Origin of the sequence: Haloferula rosea (assembly GCF_016595525.1) — a bacterium.
GTDB lineage: Bacteria > Verrucomicrobiota > Verrucomicrobiia > Verrucomicrobiales > Akkermansiaceae > Haloferula > Haloferula rosea.
This window is the reverse complement of sequence record NZ_JAENII010000008.1, coordinates 197,023-211,417: the sequence shown is the minus strand read 5'-3', so window position 1 is coordinate 211,417 and position 14,395 is coordinate 197,023. Positions and strand designations below refer to the sequence as shown.

Sequence of the window (14,395 nt, the reverse complement as noted above, 5' to 3'; positions counted from 1 at the left end):
GATATCCGCTCAGGCGTCGTCCTTTTTTCCGTCATCATCCGCCTTCATGGCGGACTTCACGGCATCGGGGAGTTCCTTGCGGCTCTCGAGCACCTTGTCGACGAGTCCATACTCGGCGGCTTCTTCGGCCGTCATGTAGTTGTCCCGGTCGGAGTCCCGCTCCACATCCTCCACGGACTTGCCGGTGTGTTCGGCGAGGATTCCGTTGAGGCGCTTCTTGAGGTTGAACATGAAGCCGATGGTCCGCTCGACGTCGGAGGCGGTTCCCTGCGCTCCACCTGAGACCTGGTGAATCATGACGTGGGAGTTCGGCAGGCAGAATCGTTTGCCCTTGGTGCCGGCTGTCAGCAGGACGGATCCCATCGAGGCGGCGATGCCGATGCAGTAGGTATTCACGTCGCAGGTGACGAACTGCATGGTGTCATACATCGCCAGTCCTGCGGTGACCGAGCCGCCGGGGGAGTTGATGTAGATGTGGATGTCCTTCTTCGGGTCCTGCATCTGCAGGAAGAGCAGCTGGGCGATCACCGAATTGGCGACGAAGTCGTCGATCGGCGTACCGATGAAGATGATGCGGTCCTTGAGGAGCCTCGAGTAGATGTCGAAGGCGCGCTCACCCCGGCCATCCTGCTCGATGACGGTAGGGACGTAGTAGTTGTTTTGCGGGGAGCCCGCGGTGGGAACCGAGTTGGGGAAATTGCTCATGACTTTTCTTCTTGGTCTTCCGTGCTTGCGGAAGCTTCCTCGACGTTGGCGTGCTCGAGGACGAAGTCAATGGCCTTGCCGACCAGCATGGAGTTCCGGATGCCGGGGATCCGACCTTCCTTCTGAAGTTGCTTGATCATCTTCTTCGGGCTCTCCTTGCGCGATTGGGCCACCGTGGCGAGGTGGTTCACCAGTTCGGCATCACTGATCTGGATGTTCTCCACCCGTGCGATTTCCTGAAGGATGAAGTTGGTCTTGAGGTTGGTCCGCGCCTGCATGCCTGCGGTTGCGAAGATCTCCGCCTGCTGGGCGGCGATCTCATCCTCGCTCATGCCGGACTGAACGCCGCGCTGCACCAATGAGTCAGCCTGGCTCTGGGTCTCTTCGCGGACCAGTTCCTCGGGCAGTTCGAAATCCACGAGTTCGTTGAAGTGCTCGACGATCTGGTTGACCTTGGCGTCGTCGACCTGGCGTTGCTTTTCGACTCCAAGCTGCTGCTCGACCATGGTCTTGAGCTCATCGAGTCCTTTTCCGCCGGTCACCTTCGCGGCGAATTCGTCGTCCAGTTCAGGAAGGGACACTTCCTTGATCTCCTTCACCTTGACGTCGAAGACGAGTTCCTTGCCGTGGAGTTCGGCGACCGGGAAGTCCTCGGGCACCGTGACCTTGATCTCTTTTTCGTCGCCTGCGGCGCAGCCATCGAGTTCCGCGGCGAAACCGGGAAGGAAGGACTCCTCGTCGATCTTGATCCAGAAGCCTTCGCGTCCGGACAGGTAGCCGACCGGCTTGCCGAGGGCTTCCTCGAGCGGAGTCCCGTCAAGGGTGGAGGTATAGTCGATGACGGCAAGGTCGCCCGTGGTGGCCGTGCGACCTTCGATGTCGGAATAGTCGGCGAGGCGTTCGCGGAGTGACTGGAGGTTCTGTTCGACTTCCTCCTCGGTGACTTCCGCCGAACCGGCGGTGATGGTGATGCCCTTGTAGTCGGGAAGATTGATCTCGGGGGCGAGTGTCAGCTGCGAACGGAAGGTCACCGATCCGTCCGGAGTCTCCTTGAAATCCGCAGGGCGGCCGAAATCGAGCACCTTGAGCCCCTGCTCGGTCATGGCTTTCTCGAAGGCCTGCCGGGCGAGGCGCTCTTCGAGTTCGCTGGTGATGGAAGAGCCGAAGCGCTTCTCGATGACCTTGCGTGGAGCCTTGCCCGGGCGGAATCCCTGGATACGCGCTTGGGAAGTGTAGGTCTTGACGATCTTGTTGCGCTCGCTCTGGACGGTGTCCGATGGGACTTCCACGAGGAGTGAGGCGTTGCAGTTGGGCTGCTTTTCGACGGTAATGTTCATGATCCTGAAAGTGAAGAGGGGGTGGGTCCCGCGCTGGGGGCGGGAGGCTAATGATGCGCGAAGCTGGTTGTCAAAGCGAAGTAGTCGCGGAATTCACGGAATTTCTCCAACAGATTGTTGCCGACTTGGGAGATGAAGCCTTGACGGGGGACGTGCTGGGCGGGTTTGATCCCTCGCATTCCTGAAAGACATGGTTTTTTCATCCCCCAACGGCAATCGGGGCGCGCTCTCATCAGTGTGCCGGGTGGTTCTAGCTGCGCTCTTAATCTTCGTGGGGTCGACAATGTCGGCGCAAGCGCAGGATTTCGAGGGCAAGAATGTGACCGGAGTGGACTTTCGTTACGATGGTCCGAAGACGGTGGATGAAGCGCGTTTGCGCAACTACATCCAGCTGCGTCAGGGCTCGACCTACAAGACCGACACGATCGACAGCGACATCAAGGCTCTCTACGAGTCGGGGTTCGTCAATGATGTCCGTGTTCTTGCCGAGCCGGTGGGTTCAGGGGTTCGCGTGGTTTACGCGGTGGTTCCGCGTGAGGTGGTGGTCGCCGTTGGATTTGTCGGCAATACCGTCTACGGCGACAGCAAGCTGGCCAAGGCCTCGAAGCTGAAGGCGGGTGGCGCCTTGAGCGACCAGATGATTCTCGAGGCCCGCAACAACCTTGAGAACTACTACCGCGACGCCGGATATCCGGACGTCAGCATCTCCCACCGTGTCCAGCCTTCCGAGACGGGTCAGGGAACGGACCTGATTTTCGTGATTGATGAGGGTGGTAAGAATGAGATTCGCGACATCCGCTTCGAGGGAAACAATACTTTCGATCAGCGCACGCTCCGCCGCCAGATGAGCGTGAAGGAGAAGAGCTTGTTCTCGTTCTTCACCAAGGCGGGTCGATTCGAGGTGGAACAACTCGATGAGGACCTTGAGTCGGTCCTCGATTATTACCGCTCGAAGGGTTATCTGCGGGTTTCGAGCCCTGGTGTCCGTCGTGAGCCGGTTGGTGACGGTCGGGTCGACCTGGTGATTCCGATCAGCGAGGGTGAGAAATACACCGTCAAGGGTGTCGGTTTCGGCAAGATGTCCGTGTTCACCGAAGAGGAACTTTACCCAGCGATGACCCTCAACGGGGGCGACGCCTACAACTCGAAGAAGATGCGTGCGGACATGACCACGATCCGCAGCTACTACGGATCCCGCGGTTATGCCGATGCGACCGTCACGCCTGACATTCGCGACGCTGGTCCGAACCAGGTCAATGTGATCTACCGCATCACCGAAGGTTCCCGTTTCCGGGTCGGTTCGGTCAATATTCAGGGGAACACCAAGACCCAGGACCGGGTGATCCGCCGGGAGGTCCCCCTCAATCCTGATGACTACTTCAACTCGGTGGAACTCGACACCACCAAGGCCCGTCTCGAAGGCCTCCAGTATTTCGGTGACGTCCAAGTGAATTCCTCGCCGAGTGCGCGTGGCGGCAACTACCGGGACGTCGACATCCTCGTGCAGGAACGTCGCACCGGTTCGATCACCGCCGGTATTGGTTTCAGCTCGATCGACAGTGTCGTTGGTTTCGTCAACCTTGAGCAATCCAACTTCGACATCCGCAATCCGTGGTCGTTCACCGGTGGCGGCCAGCGTTTCGCGATGGACCTTCGGATCGGTTCCGAGCGGACCGACTTCGGCATCTCTCTGGTCGAGCCGTGGTTCATGGGCCGTCAGTTGGCGCTCGGAGGTGAGCTGTTCTACCGGGATTCCCAGTATTTCTCCGACTTTTACGAGCAGACCAACGCCGGCATGGCGATCTCCCTGCGCAAGCCCCTGACCGAGCGGACTTCGATTCGGGGTGAATACCGCCTTGAGAAGATCTCGATCGATGTGGATCCAAGCGTGGCAGTGCTGTCCGCCAATTCCGTTGCAGGTGGTGGGCTCCCATCGCCGCTGCTTTTCGAGGATGGCGACTACATCCGCAGTGCCCTCAGTGCCAACTGGGTTTACGACAGCCGTGATGCGCTGATCGAGACCCGTGAGGGTTCCAAGGTGGATATCGGAGTGCACGTTGCAGGCACCTTCCTGGGTGGCGACGTTGACAACTACGGCCTGACGATGCGGGGCTCCAAGTTCTGGAATCTGAAATGGGACTCCATCCTGTCGGTGGACGGCGAGCTCGCCTTCGTCGATGCGACGAGTGGCACGGTGCCGATCTTCGACCGCCTCTATCTCGGTGGTGCACGCACTCTGCGCGGCTTCGACTTCCGCGACGTGGGCCCACGGGATCCTGTCACCGGTGAGGTGATCGGTGGTAAGTCACTCGGTTTTGCCAGTGTGGAATACACGATCCCAGTGATCGACAATGTCCGCTTCGCGACCTTCTACGACATGGGTTTTGTGAATCTTGACGCTTGGGACCCAAGCCCAAGTGACCTGTATCACAACGTGGGTGTCGGCGTTCGTCTCCGTCTGCCAGTGAGCCCGGTTCCAATCGCGCTGGATTACGCGATTCCGATCGAGAGTCCCGACCCATTGGCTGACCAAGGGGGCCGTTTCCAATTCTCCCTCAGCTACGAGTACTGATTCGGCAGCGAGAACCTGATTTTTTCAGCGGCGTTTGGATTCACTCCAGACGCCGCTTTTTCGTGGTCGGAAGGGAGAGATGTCAGGCCCAGCGTTTCCAATGCGCAGGTCCGGCGGAGGTCTGCAGTGACTCCTGGTCGAACGCAGCCTTCTTCACGTAACCCAAAGCGAGTGGGAGGGAACCGGCCACGCTGGTGAGCGTGCCAACCTCCTTGCCATCCAGCTCAAGCGGGGCTCCTTCGGTGAGGCCGGAGGGGATTTCAAAAAGCCCGAGTCTCCGGTTCACCTTTCCAGCGGTCTTCATTCGTGAAAGGACTTCCTGGCCGATGTAGCAGCCCTTCGAGTAGGAAATGGCGGAACTGTCCAAACCGGCTTCGGGGGGGAGGATGCCCGGGGTGAGTTCCTTGCCCCACCGCGGAAGGGCGCGTTCGATCCGCAGATCCTCGATCTCTTCCGGAGCCAAGGTATGGATCGTCGGTTCGTCGCCCGCGGGCCACCAATGATCGCTCCCTTTGCCCCATGGTCCGAGATTTTCACGGGTGAAAGTGGCACCAGTGAGGCGGCCGGAAGCATGGATCCGACACCAAGTGCCGGAAAGATCCTCCACCTCGACATCGTCCGCGATCAGGTAGCGTTCCAGCCGCGCCCGCAATTCTTCGGGATCATCATGGTTGGAAACGACCCAAATGGATTCGTTGTCCGGTCCTTGGCAAAGATGGACGAAGTGTTCGAGTCGTCCCTTGGCGTTGGTGATGCAGGCAGGTTTTGCTTCGTCCCCCAGTCCATCGACGGCTTGCGTCATCTGACCATTCAGGAATCGGACGGCGTCAGGTCCTGAAAAGGAGAGGATGGTAGGGGTCTCGGCGGGGCAGGCAAGGGGGGGCGTCATGAGTCCGAGTAGGGCTTGGCGAGCACGGAGTAGTCCAGGTCTTCGAGTCCCTTGTCGCACAACTCGGCCATTCGCTGAGAAACCGCTTGGATGGCAGGAGTGTCGAGACCTTCCGCCAGCGCCAACGCATAGCGGCTGTCCTTCAGCATGTTCGATAGCGAGAAATGGGTATCGAAATTGCCTTCCGCCATGGTGGGCAGCTTCATCGCGGCGAGTGGAGAGCCGCAGGCATTCGAGCCAACTGCTGAAATCAGGGCCTGCGGAGCAATGCCATGCTTCGTGGCGGTGGCGAGGGCTTCTGCCATTGCCTGAACCGAGCAGGCAGAGATCAGGTTTGTCACCAGTTTCAGGATTGTGGCGGTGCCGGCTTCGCCGCAAGGGATCACCTCGCGCCCGGTCTCGAGGAGCAGCGGAGAGAATGCCTCGATGGTTTCAGGATTTCCTCCCACGTAGTAGACCAACTGTCCGGCTTGAGCTGCGTCGCGGCTCCCGGTGAAGGGGGCGTCGAGAAATGCCCATCCGCGGGAAGCACAGAAATCCGCCAGCCACCGAGTGGTCTCCAGATCGATGGTTGAGTGGTTGAGGATGGCCGGTGCTCCCTTCACACAGGATGCCAACGTGGGAACGAGATCCCTTAGCGCCTCGGCATCTTTGAGGTAGAGAGCAACGACATCGGCATCCGCGACCGCCGCTTCAAGCGATTCGACTTCCCCCTCCAGCCCTCTTGAAGACCGGCTCCAGAGCCGGACGTCGTGGTTCGGGTTCGAGCGAAGGTTGCTTCCGGCGCGGGATCCGATGATTCCGAGGCCCAGAACAGCAATCCTCATGGAGATTCCTCCCGCTTGAGTGCGAGTTCGGCCAGTGTGTTTGCCTGCGCCTTGATGCCGGCGATGCGCTTCGGGGTCGGTGCTTCGCCTTCCTTGAGCAGCATCTCATTGCGCATGCCCGAGAGGAGATTCCGCATCTCAACGTAGTTCGGCCGCTCGGCGATTCGGGGTTCGAGCGAGCCGACGATGGACGCGTAGTAGTCCGCGATGTCCTCCCGCATGACCTCGCGGCCCCGTTCTTCGCTGAACTGCTTGTCGACTGCCCCGGATGCCACTTGAAGCGCGCGGATCCAGCCGCCGAGGGAAATCAAGTGGGCCAAATCGGCATCCCGCAGCGTGACGAGTTCGAGCTCCACGTCCTTCTGGGTGGCGGCGAGTTCCTTCTTCAGCTGGTCGACCTCTTGGTTTTTTGCGCTTTCCAGCAGGCTTGCCGCGTGACGGTTGACCCGTTCTCCCGCGCCAAGCGCCTTGGCGTAGCGGGTCAGTTGAGAGGCCAGACCTTCGACCTTGCCCAACTCGCCGACCTGGACGATCAGGAAGCCGTCGGCGATGAGAAATCCGAGTTCCACGGCGAGGTCAGCTCGATTGAGAGGCATGCGCTCCGGTGTCTCTCTTGTGTAGTCCGCCATCGGAAGGGGAGCCAGCGACTCAAGGGAGTCGAAAATCCGGGCAATCGAGGGAGCGGTGAACTCATTGATGGCGAGTTCCTCGCGGACATGGGGGTCATCGAGGAGGTCGGCAGGGATGGCAGGGGGCTCGGCGGGGGCCTCATCCTGAGAAAAAGACAGGGGAGGGCAGGTCAAGACGCTTGCTGCTAGGGCGATGGGAAGGATCCGGAACACGAGGAGAATCTGGCAGTCGCCCACGAATTTCGCAACATGAATGCGTCATTCGGGGATGAGCCTTGACCTTTGGTCTTGATTCTGCTGGGCTCCGCCCCGCCGGAGAGGTAGCTGCTTTCCGCACCGCAAATCTCTCTGTCCTCCCTTTCTTCATGCTTCCAGCCACGGACTGGAAGCTTTTTGCATTCTCCTGATTCTCTTATTGTTATGGATCTTTGGTCGTCACCCCTTTGGTATGCTTCTTACATTCTCGTGCTTCTTGGCCTCTCGGGCTATGGAGCGCACCGGCTGACCATTGTTTACCTGTATCTTCGCCATGCGAAACGTCGCCCCGAGCCCTTGAAGGAGTTTGAAGAACTCCCTCTGGTGACCATCCAGTTGCCGGTTTTCAATGAACTCCATGTGGTGGACCGGCTGCTCGATGCGGTCGCCAAGATCGACTATCCGCAGGACAAGATGCAGATCCAGATGCTCGATGACTCCACCGATGAAACGACGGAGATCTGCCGGGCAGGTGTCGAAAGGCTGAAAGCCCAAGGGTTTGATGCCGAGCTCATCCACCGAACGGACCGCACGGGTTTCAAGGCCGGAGCCCTGGAGAACGGCACCGAATTCGCCAAGGGTGAGTATCTTTTTATTCTGGATGCAGACTTCGTTCCGAATCCGGATGTGCTGCAGAAGACGATCCATTATTTTACCGACGAGAAGATCGGGATGATCCAGACGCGTTGGGGGCACCTCAATCGGACCTTCAATGTTCTGACCCGCATCCAAGCGATGTTCCTCGACGGTCACCTCGAGTTGGAGCAGACGGCACGGAACCGAAGCGGACGCTTCTTCACCTTCAACGGTACCGCCGGCATCTGGCGCAAGTCATGCATCGCGGACGCCGGTGGTTGGGAGCATGACACCCTCACCGAGGACATGGATTTGTCCTACCGTGCCCAGCTCAAGGGATGGCGTTTCATTTTCCTCAAAGAGGTCGAGACTCCCGCGGAGTTGCCTGTCGACATGGATGGTTTCAAGAGTCAGCAGCACCGCTGGACCAAGGGTTCGATCCAAGTCTGCAAGAAGGTCCTACCCACGATCTGGCGCGCCAAGGTGCCGCTGGTCGTCAAGCTCGAGGCAACGGCCCACCTGACTTCGAATTTCGCCTATCTGATGCTGATCTGCCTGTGCTTCCTGATTTATCCGAATCAGCACGGCTCCCAATTCGGCGGGATGACCTACTACCTCATCAATGTGCCGATCTTCTTCTTCGCGTCGGTGTCGGTGATCTTTTTCTACCTGACCGCGCAGAAAGCCCTGAGGCCGGAGAAATGGTGGCGTGAAGTCCCTTATCTCCCACTGCTGCTCGCTTTGGGCATCGGGATGTCGATCAACAACGCCAAGGCTGTGATCGAAGCGATCTTCAACCATCAGTCCGGCTTCGTCCGCACGCCGAAATACGGCATTGGCCAGAAAGAGGCGAAAAAGCAGGACTGGAAGAAGAGCAGCTACAAGGCGATGAAGACCCTGACTCCGGTCGTCGAGCTCCTCTTCGGCTTCTTCTTCCTCTTCGTGGTCGTCGAAGCCGCGATTGATGGCCGTTGGTCTTCCGCAATTCTTCTGCTTCCATTTCCCGTTGGATTCTTTTATACATCCTTATCGTCTCTGGCTCGGATGATGCCTTCAGGGGGATCTTCGAAGGAGTCAGAGGTGACTTCGAAAGAACTCTGAAGATGTCACGTTTTCTGCGCTCCCTCATTGCTCTCGCCGTCCTCACCTCAGGTGCACTGACCCTCAGTTCCTGCGGAGGAGGGAAGGACACACGGAACAAGATGCTGGTCAGTGTTCGCGATCAGCGAATGCTGCTCGTCCGTGACGGCAAGCCGGTCAAGGCCTACAAGGTCTCAACCTCGAAGTTCGGTCTTGGCTCGCAGCCTGGGAGCAATCGCACTCCGCTGGGTCGCATGGAGGTCGCCAAGAAGATCGGGAGAGGGCAGCCGAAGGGCATGGTCTTCAAGACCCGGAGGCCGACAGGTGAGGTTCTCAAGCCGAATGCACCCGGGCGCGACCCAATCGTCAGCCGCATCATGTGGCTGCGTGGGAAGGATTATCACAACCGGAACACCTTTGGTCGCCTCATCTACATCCACGGAACGCCCGAGGAGTGGCGCCTTGGCTACCCGGCGTCTTACGGCTGCATCCGGATGGGGATGAAAGACGTGATCGACCTGTACAACCGGGTGGGAGAGGGAGCGGAGGTTCGTGTGATGCGAGGTTCGCTGCTGAATACCGCCGAAGGACAGGCCTATGCCCAGCGCAAGGGTGCTGATGTTTTCCTCAGCATGCAGTAATTGAGCTCGCTCGAGCTTCCCGGCCGCTGGATCACCGAAATTGCGACGGAAATCCTGCGAGACAAGCTTGACAGGAGGGCTCCAATCCCTAAATTCCCGCCCCGCGCCGAAATTGGCGTCCATTGATTTACTTTTCTACCTATGGCCAACCACAAGTCAGCCCTCAAGCGCGTTCGTCAGACGAAGACTCGTACCGAGCGTAATCGCCAGCGCAAGACCACCATCAAGAAGCTTCGCAAGGAGACCCTCGGATCGGTGGAGGCAGGTGATGCCAAAGCGGCTGCGGAAAGCCTGTCGAAGTATTCCTCGGCAGTCGACAAGGCGGCCAAGAAGGGCCTGATCCACAAGAACAAGGCTGCGAACCTGAAGAGCAAGGCTGCGAAAGTGGTTGCCTCGGTTGGCTGAATCTGCGGGATCCGCAATTTTTTTCTGGAGCGGCCCCGATTTTCGGTGCCGCTTCTTTTTTGTCCAATCATGTCCAAGTCTCCTGATCATTCACCGCGCCGGAAGAAAGCCGCCGAGATTGCATCCAATCCAGGCGGCTACAAGGTGTGCGAAGGCTGCGACTCAATCGTCGGCTCCGGCGTGGTCATCTGCCCGAACTGCCACAGCTTCCGTTTCGATGGAGCTCCCTCCCGGGTGGTGGAGCAAGCGGAGTTGCTGGGCTCCCGGGAACAGACTTCGGTGACCAGCGAAGACCTGAGCTAAGCCCGCCCAGATCGCGGGGGCGAGGCCCGTCATTCAGCGGAAGCTGATCGGCAGACTCTTGGCCAGTTGGTCCAGAATGCCCTGATGGGCTTGGTCCACCTGCTTGGTCTTCAGGGTCTTCTCTGCCGAACGATAGGTCATTCGGTAGGCGATCGATTTGCGATCAGCCGACAGCTTTTCGCCGGTCGGGTCGCTGAACAGATCGAAACACTCGAAGCCTGCCAAGAGAGGTTCCTTGATCTTCCCAAGTGCCTTCTCGATGTCGGCGTTGGCCAACGATTCCGGGGCTTCGATGGCAACGTCGCGGGTGGAACCCGGGAATTGTGGAAGGTCCTGGATCTCGTGGGTCACGGCAGAGAGCTTCCTGAGTTTGCCCAAGTCGAGATCAGCGATGAAGACCGGGCCGGAGGCGTCGATCTGGCGCTGTCTGGCCGGGGTGAGCATGGCGAAGGATCCGAGGTTCTGACCGGCTGCCTGGATGTCGGCGCCCAGTGCAAACCCTTCGCGTTCCCGTGGGTTGAGCTGGATGGCATGTCCTGGGAGCATTGCTTGGACGATGGCCTTCAGGTCGTAGAGGTCGACATGCTGGGTGGCGGTATCCCAATTGCCGGGCTGGCGTTCTCCGGCGATCAGAATGGCCAGGCTCTCGGCTTCGAGATCCTTGGCCTTGCCGCCTCCCGCGTTGCGGAAGAAGCGGCCCATTTCGAACAAGCGCAGGCTGCTGGCACCTTGGCGGATGTTTCTTTCCGCGGAGGCGATCAGGCCGGGAGTCAGGCTGGGACGCAGGACGGCATGGTCTTCGCTGAGTGGAAGGCTCACGCGGATGGTGTCGCCCTCACGCAGCGGCTTGAGCGGCAGCGCATCGGCGACCTGCTCGTCCGAAATCAGTTTGATCGTCTGACATTCATGGAAACCGAGGCCGGCGAGCCGCTCGCGCAACCGCATGTCGGCGTCGTAGTCGTGATCGACGGACGACGCTGGGACGAAGGTGCCGCGCAGGCGCGACGGGATCGCGTCGAGTCCTTTGACCCGGACAATCTCCTCGACCAAGTCGATGTGGCGTTGGAGGTCAGCGCGGAAAGACGGCACGTCCCATTGGCCGGAGTCGTTCAGATTCAGTCCCAGCCGGGTGAGGATCGCGGCAGCCTCGTCGTGAGAAATCGAGCCCCCGGTGAGCTGATCGAGTCGGCCGAGGTCGAGGGTGACCGGCTGAGTGAGTTCGGGCGCTGCGCCGACGCTGATGGTTTCGGCTTCGGCCGTTCCCCCGGCCAGCTCGGTGATCAGTTTCACGGCGAGGGCCGATGCCTTGGCGACTCCTGCAGGATCCACCCCGCGCTCGAAGCGGTAAGATGAGTCCGACATCAGTGCGGTCCGGCGCGAGGTCCGGCGGATTCGTGATGGGGTGAAATAGGCGGACTCAAGGATGACATCGGTGGTGCCCTCCGACACTCCGCTGTCCAGCCCGCCCATGACGCCACCGAGGGCGAGAGCGGTTCCGGACTCGTCGGAAATCACGCAGTCTTCGGTTTCGAGGGTGTAGCTCTCTTCATCGAGAGCCTTGAAGACTTCGCCTTCCTTGGCAGTCCGGATGACCAGATCGCCCGAGACCTTGCTCGCATCGAAGGCGTGAAGAGGTTGGCCGAGTTCGTGGAGCACGAAGTTGGTGATGTCGACGATGTTGTTGATTGGGCGCAGTCCGATCGCCTCGAGGCGCTGCTTGAGCCATGCGGGGCTGGGCTTCACCGACACGCCTGAGATGCGCACCGCGGTGTAAAAAGGGCAGACCTCGTCCGCTTCGATGCGGACTCCAGCGGTTGAAATCGCCTCGCGTGAGGGGATGTCCAGTTCAGCGAGTGGTGCTTCCAGAAGCGTAGCCATTTCCCGGGCCATCCCGTAGTGGCTGAGAAGGTCGGGCCGGTTCGGAGTGACCTCGACTTCGAGGAGCACATCGTGATCGAAGAGTTCCTTGACCGGTTTCCCGATCTCGAAGTCTTCGGGCAGGATCATCAATCCGTCTTCCTCATCGGTCAGGCCGATCTCGGAGGCTGCGGCGAGCATGCCCTTGGATTCCACACCGCGCATCTTGGTTTCTCCGATGACGAAGCCACCGAGGTCGGCTCCCGGAAGGCAGCAGGGAACCTTGTCTCCAACCTTGTAGTTCTTCGCTCCACAGACGATCTGGCGGAGTTGGCCTTCGCCTGCGTCGACCTGGGTTACCTTGAGCTTGTCAGCGTCGGGATGCTGAACCGCTTCCTTGATCTGAGCGACGACGATCTTGTCAGATGGCACGCCGCTGAGCTTGATATCTTCGACTTCCACGCCGGCGAAGGTGAGAAGGGCATCGAGTTCTTCAGGCGACTTGCCTTTGAGGTCCACGTGGGTGGAGAGCCAGTTGAGTGAGACGTTCATTGGGAAAAGGGGATGTGGGTTCTACCACGGAGGGGTGCGCAAGAAGCGCCGAGACGGAGAATCAAAGAGTGGCTTCTCGGCAACTGCAGCACCTCTTGGGATCAGAATGGGTTCAGGCGAATTGCTTGAGGAAGCGGGTATCGTTTTCGATGAGCAGGCGGATGTCCTTGATGCCCCACCGGATCATGGCGAGGCGATCCAGGCCCATGCCGAAGGCGAAGCCGGTCACTCCCGCAGGCGAGTAGGCTTCGTCCTTGCGGTTGCCATTGACGCTATCGAACACGTCGGGGTCCACCATGCCGCAGCCTGCGACTTCGATCCATTTGGGGGCCTGGCCCTTGGCGTGGAGCTTGACGTCGATCTCGAAGCTCGGCTCGGTGAAGGGGAAGAAGTGGGGGCGGAACCTGACTTCGGTCTCCGATCCGAACATCTCTTGGAGGAAGTATTCAAGTGTGCCCTTAAGGTCACCCAAGGAAACATCGGCATCGACGTAGAGTCCTTCGAGTTGATTGAAGACCGACAGGTGGGTCGCATCGATCTCGTCGCGCCGGTAGGCGGAGCCAGGAGCGATGATCCGGACCGGCGGCTTCCCGCCTTCCATCGTTCGGATCTGCACACTCGAGGTGTGGGTGCGGAGCAGTTTGCCCGAGTCAAAATAGAAGGTGTCCTTCTCGTTTCTCGCCGGATGGTCTTCCGGGGTGTTCAGGGCATCGAAGCAATGGAACTCATCCTCGATTTCCGGTCCGTCGGCCAGAGCGAATCCCATACGGCGCAGAATGCCGATGGCCTCATGGCGGATGATGGTCAAGGGGTGCAGTGATCCGTGGTGGACCGAGCGGCCAGGGAGCGTCAGATCGATGCCTTCGAGCGCCTTGGCATCGGCTTCACTCTGCAGGGCCTCCTTCTTTGCGTCGAGGGATGCGGTGATGGTTTGCCGGGCGGCATTGAGCAGTTGGCCGATCTCAGCCTTGTCCTCCTTGGCGACATCGCGCATGCCGGCGGAGAGCTTGGTCAGGCTGCCCTGTTTGCCCAGAATGCCCACGCGGGCGTCTTCGAGGCTGCGAAAGTCCGAGATCGCCTCGATTTGGGCGAGGGCCTCGGTTTGGGTGGATTGAATCTGGTCCTTCATCGGCGGAAAGCGGGGCAGGGGATAGCGGGTCGGGTGACGGAGGTCAATGGATAGGAGGGTGGAGGGGGGAATCGGATGGCCGAGTGGGACCGGCGTTCATCCGGGGCTCACGCTGGCCGAGGCGAGGCCATGCTGGATGTGGAGTTTCCTTGGCGGTGAGCGCTACACCCACTTCAGCGGAAATAGAAAAACGCCGCGCGGTACAAGACCGGGCGGCGTTTGAGAGGGAATCGCGTGGTCAGCTTAGGCAGCTGCTTCGCTCTTCTTCTTTTCGAGACCGGCTTTCGCTTGAGCAACGATGGCCGAAAAGGCTTCGGCATCATGCACTGCAAGGTCGGCGAGGACTTTGCGGTCGACTTCAATGCCTGCGGCATTGAGGCCTTCGATGAAGCGGGAGTAGGTAAGGTCTTCGGCCCGGGTCGCAGCGCTGATACGCTGGATCCAGAGGCGACGGAACTGTCCCTTCCGCTTCTTGCGGTCACGGTATTCGTACTCATGTGCCTTGCGGACGGCGTCCTTGGCGTAGCGGTAGAGCTTCGAGCGGAATCCGCGGAAGCCTTTCGCACGCAGAAGGACCCGCTTGCGGCGGGCACGTGAGGCCGGGCTATTGGTTGCGCGTGGCATTTTCTTTCTTGGGT

At 59.7% G+C, this 14,395-nt stretch carries 13 protein-coding genes; 5 read left to right on the top strand and 8 right to left on the bottom strand.

From position 1 onward, the window contains the following. Positions 1-9: 9 nt before the first annotated feature. A complete protein-coding gene (locus JIN81_RS11960) occupies positions 10-705 on the bottom strand; it encodes an ATP-dependent Clp protease proteolytic subunit (protein WP_200279677.1) in 696 nt (231 codons plus the stop codon). Beyond that, positions 702-2,042 (bottom strand): trigger factor, encoded by a 1,341-nt coding sequence (gene tig, locus JIN81_RS11955; RefSeq protein WP_200279672.1) that lies wholly within the window; start codon positions 2,040-2,042, stop codon positions 702-704. Before tig ends, JIN81_RS11960 begins: the two co-directional genes overlap by 4 nt. Before the next feature lie 283 nt (positions 2,043-2,325). Between tig and bamA the strand changes: the two genes are divergently transcribed. Next, the gene (gene bamA / locus JIN81_RS11950) at positions 2,326-4,614 is read left to right on the top strand and encodes an outer membrane protein assembly factor BamA (RefSeq protein WP_200279669.1); all 2,289 of its coding nucleotides are present in this window, start codon (positions 2,326-2,328) and stop codon (positions 4,612-4,614) included. 82 nt (positions 4,615-4,696) lie between these two features. On the opposite strand, the gene ygfZ is transcribed toward bamA, so the two are convergent. From ygfZ to JIN81_RS11935, 3 genes are read right to left on the bottom strand one after another with little or no spacing between them, the layout of a single operon-like run. Then, positions 4,697-5,503 carry a CAF17-like 4Fe-4S cluster assembly/insertion protein YgfZ gene (gene ygfZ, locus JIN81_RS11945; protein WP_200279666.1) on the bottom strand — a complete coding sequence of 269 codons (807 nt, stop codon included), beginning with the start codon at positions 5,501-5,503 and terminating at the stop codon, positions 4,697-4,699. Then, entirely contained in the window at positions 5,500-6,330 is an 831-nt protein-coding gene (locus JIN81_RS11940; RefSeq protein WP_200279663.1) for an NAD(P)-dependent oxidoreductase, read from the bottom strand. The genes ygfZ and JIN81_RS11940 overlap by 4 nt, the downstream gene beginning before the upstream one ends. After that, complete coding sequence (locus tag JIN81_RS11935) at positions 6,327-7,172, bottom strand: hypothetical protein (protein ID WP_234044788.1); 846 nt, start codon at positions 7,170-7,172, stop codon at positions 6,327-6,329. The genes JIN81_RS11940 and JIN81_RS11935 overlap by 4 nt, the downstream gene beginning before the upstream one ends. A 252-nt stretch (positions 7,173-7,424) precedes the next feature. On the opposite strand from JIN81_RS11935, the gene JIN81_RS11930 reads away from it, so the two are divergent. From JIN81_RS11930 to JIN81_RS11915, 4 genes are all read left to right on the top strand, one after another. Beyond that, a complete protein-coding gene (locus tag JIN81_RS11930) occupies positions 7,425-8,891 on the top strand; it encodes a cellulose synthase family protein (RefSeq protein WP_325100880.1) in 1,467 nt (488 codons plus the stop codon). A 2-nt stretch (positions 8,892-8,893) separates the two neighbouring features. Next, the gene (locus JIN81_RS11925) at positions 8,894-9,511 is read left to right on the top strand and encodes a L,D-transpeptidase (protein ID WP_200279654.1); all 618 of its coding nucleotides are present in this window, start codon (positions 8,894-8,896) and stop codon (positions 9,509-9,511) included. Positions 9,512-9,652: 141 nt separating this feature from the next. After that, positions 9,653-9,916, top strand: a complete 264-nt coding sequence (rpsT, locus tag JIN81_RS11920; RefSeq protein ID WP_200279651.1) for a 30S ribosomal protein S20 — start codon at positions 9,653-9,655, stop codon at positions 9,914-9,916. 69 nt (positions 9,917-9,985) lie between these two features. After that, positions 9,986-10,219 (top strand): hypothetical protein, encoded by a 234-nt coding sequence (locus tag JIN81_RS11915; protein ID WP_200279648.1) that lies wholly within the window; start codon positions 9,986-9,988, stop codon positions 10,217-10,219. 33 nt (positions 10,220-10,252) lie between these two features. Here the strand turns inward: JIN81_RS11915 and pheT are convergent, their stop codons facing one another. The 3 genes from pheT to rplT form a co-directional block, all read right to left on the bottom strand. Next, positions 10,253-12,628, bottom strand: a complete 2,376-nt coding sequence (gene pheT / locus JIN81_RS11910) for a phenylalanine--tRNA ligase subunit beta (RefSeq protein WP_200279645.1) — start codon at positions 12,626-12,628, stop codon at positions 10,253-10,255. A 112-nt stretch (positions 12,629-12,740) separates the two neighbouring features. Further along, positions 12,741-13,757 carry a phenylalanine--tRNA ligase subunit alpha gene (pheS, locus tag JIN81_RS11905; RefSeq protein ID WP_200279642.1) on the bottom strand — a complete coding sequence of 339 codons (1,017 nt, stop codon included), beginning with the start codon at positions 13,755-13,757 and terminating at the stop codon, positions 12,741-12,743. Positions 13,758-14,000: 243 nt separating this feature from the next. Further along, a complete protein-coding gene (rplT, locus tag JIN81_RS11900; protein ID WP_200279639.1) occupies positions 14,001-14,381 on the bottom strand; it encodes a 50S ribosomal protein L20 in 381 nt (126 codons plus the stop codon). Between the last annotated feature and the right edge of the window lie 14 nt (positions 14,382-14,395).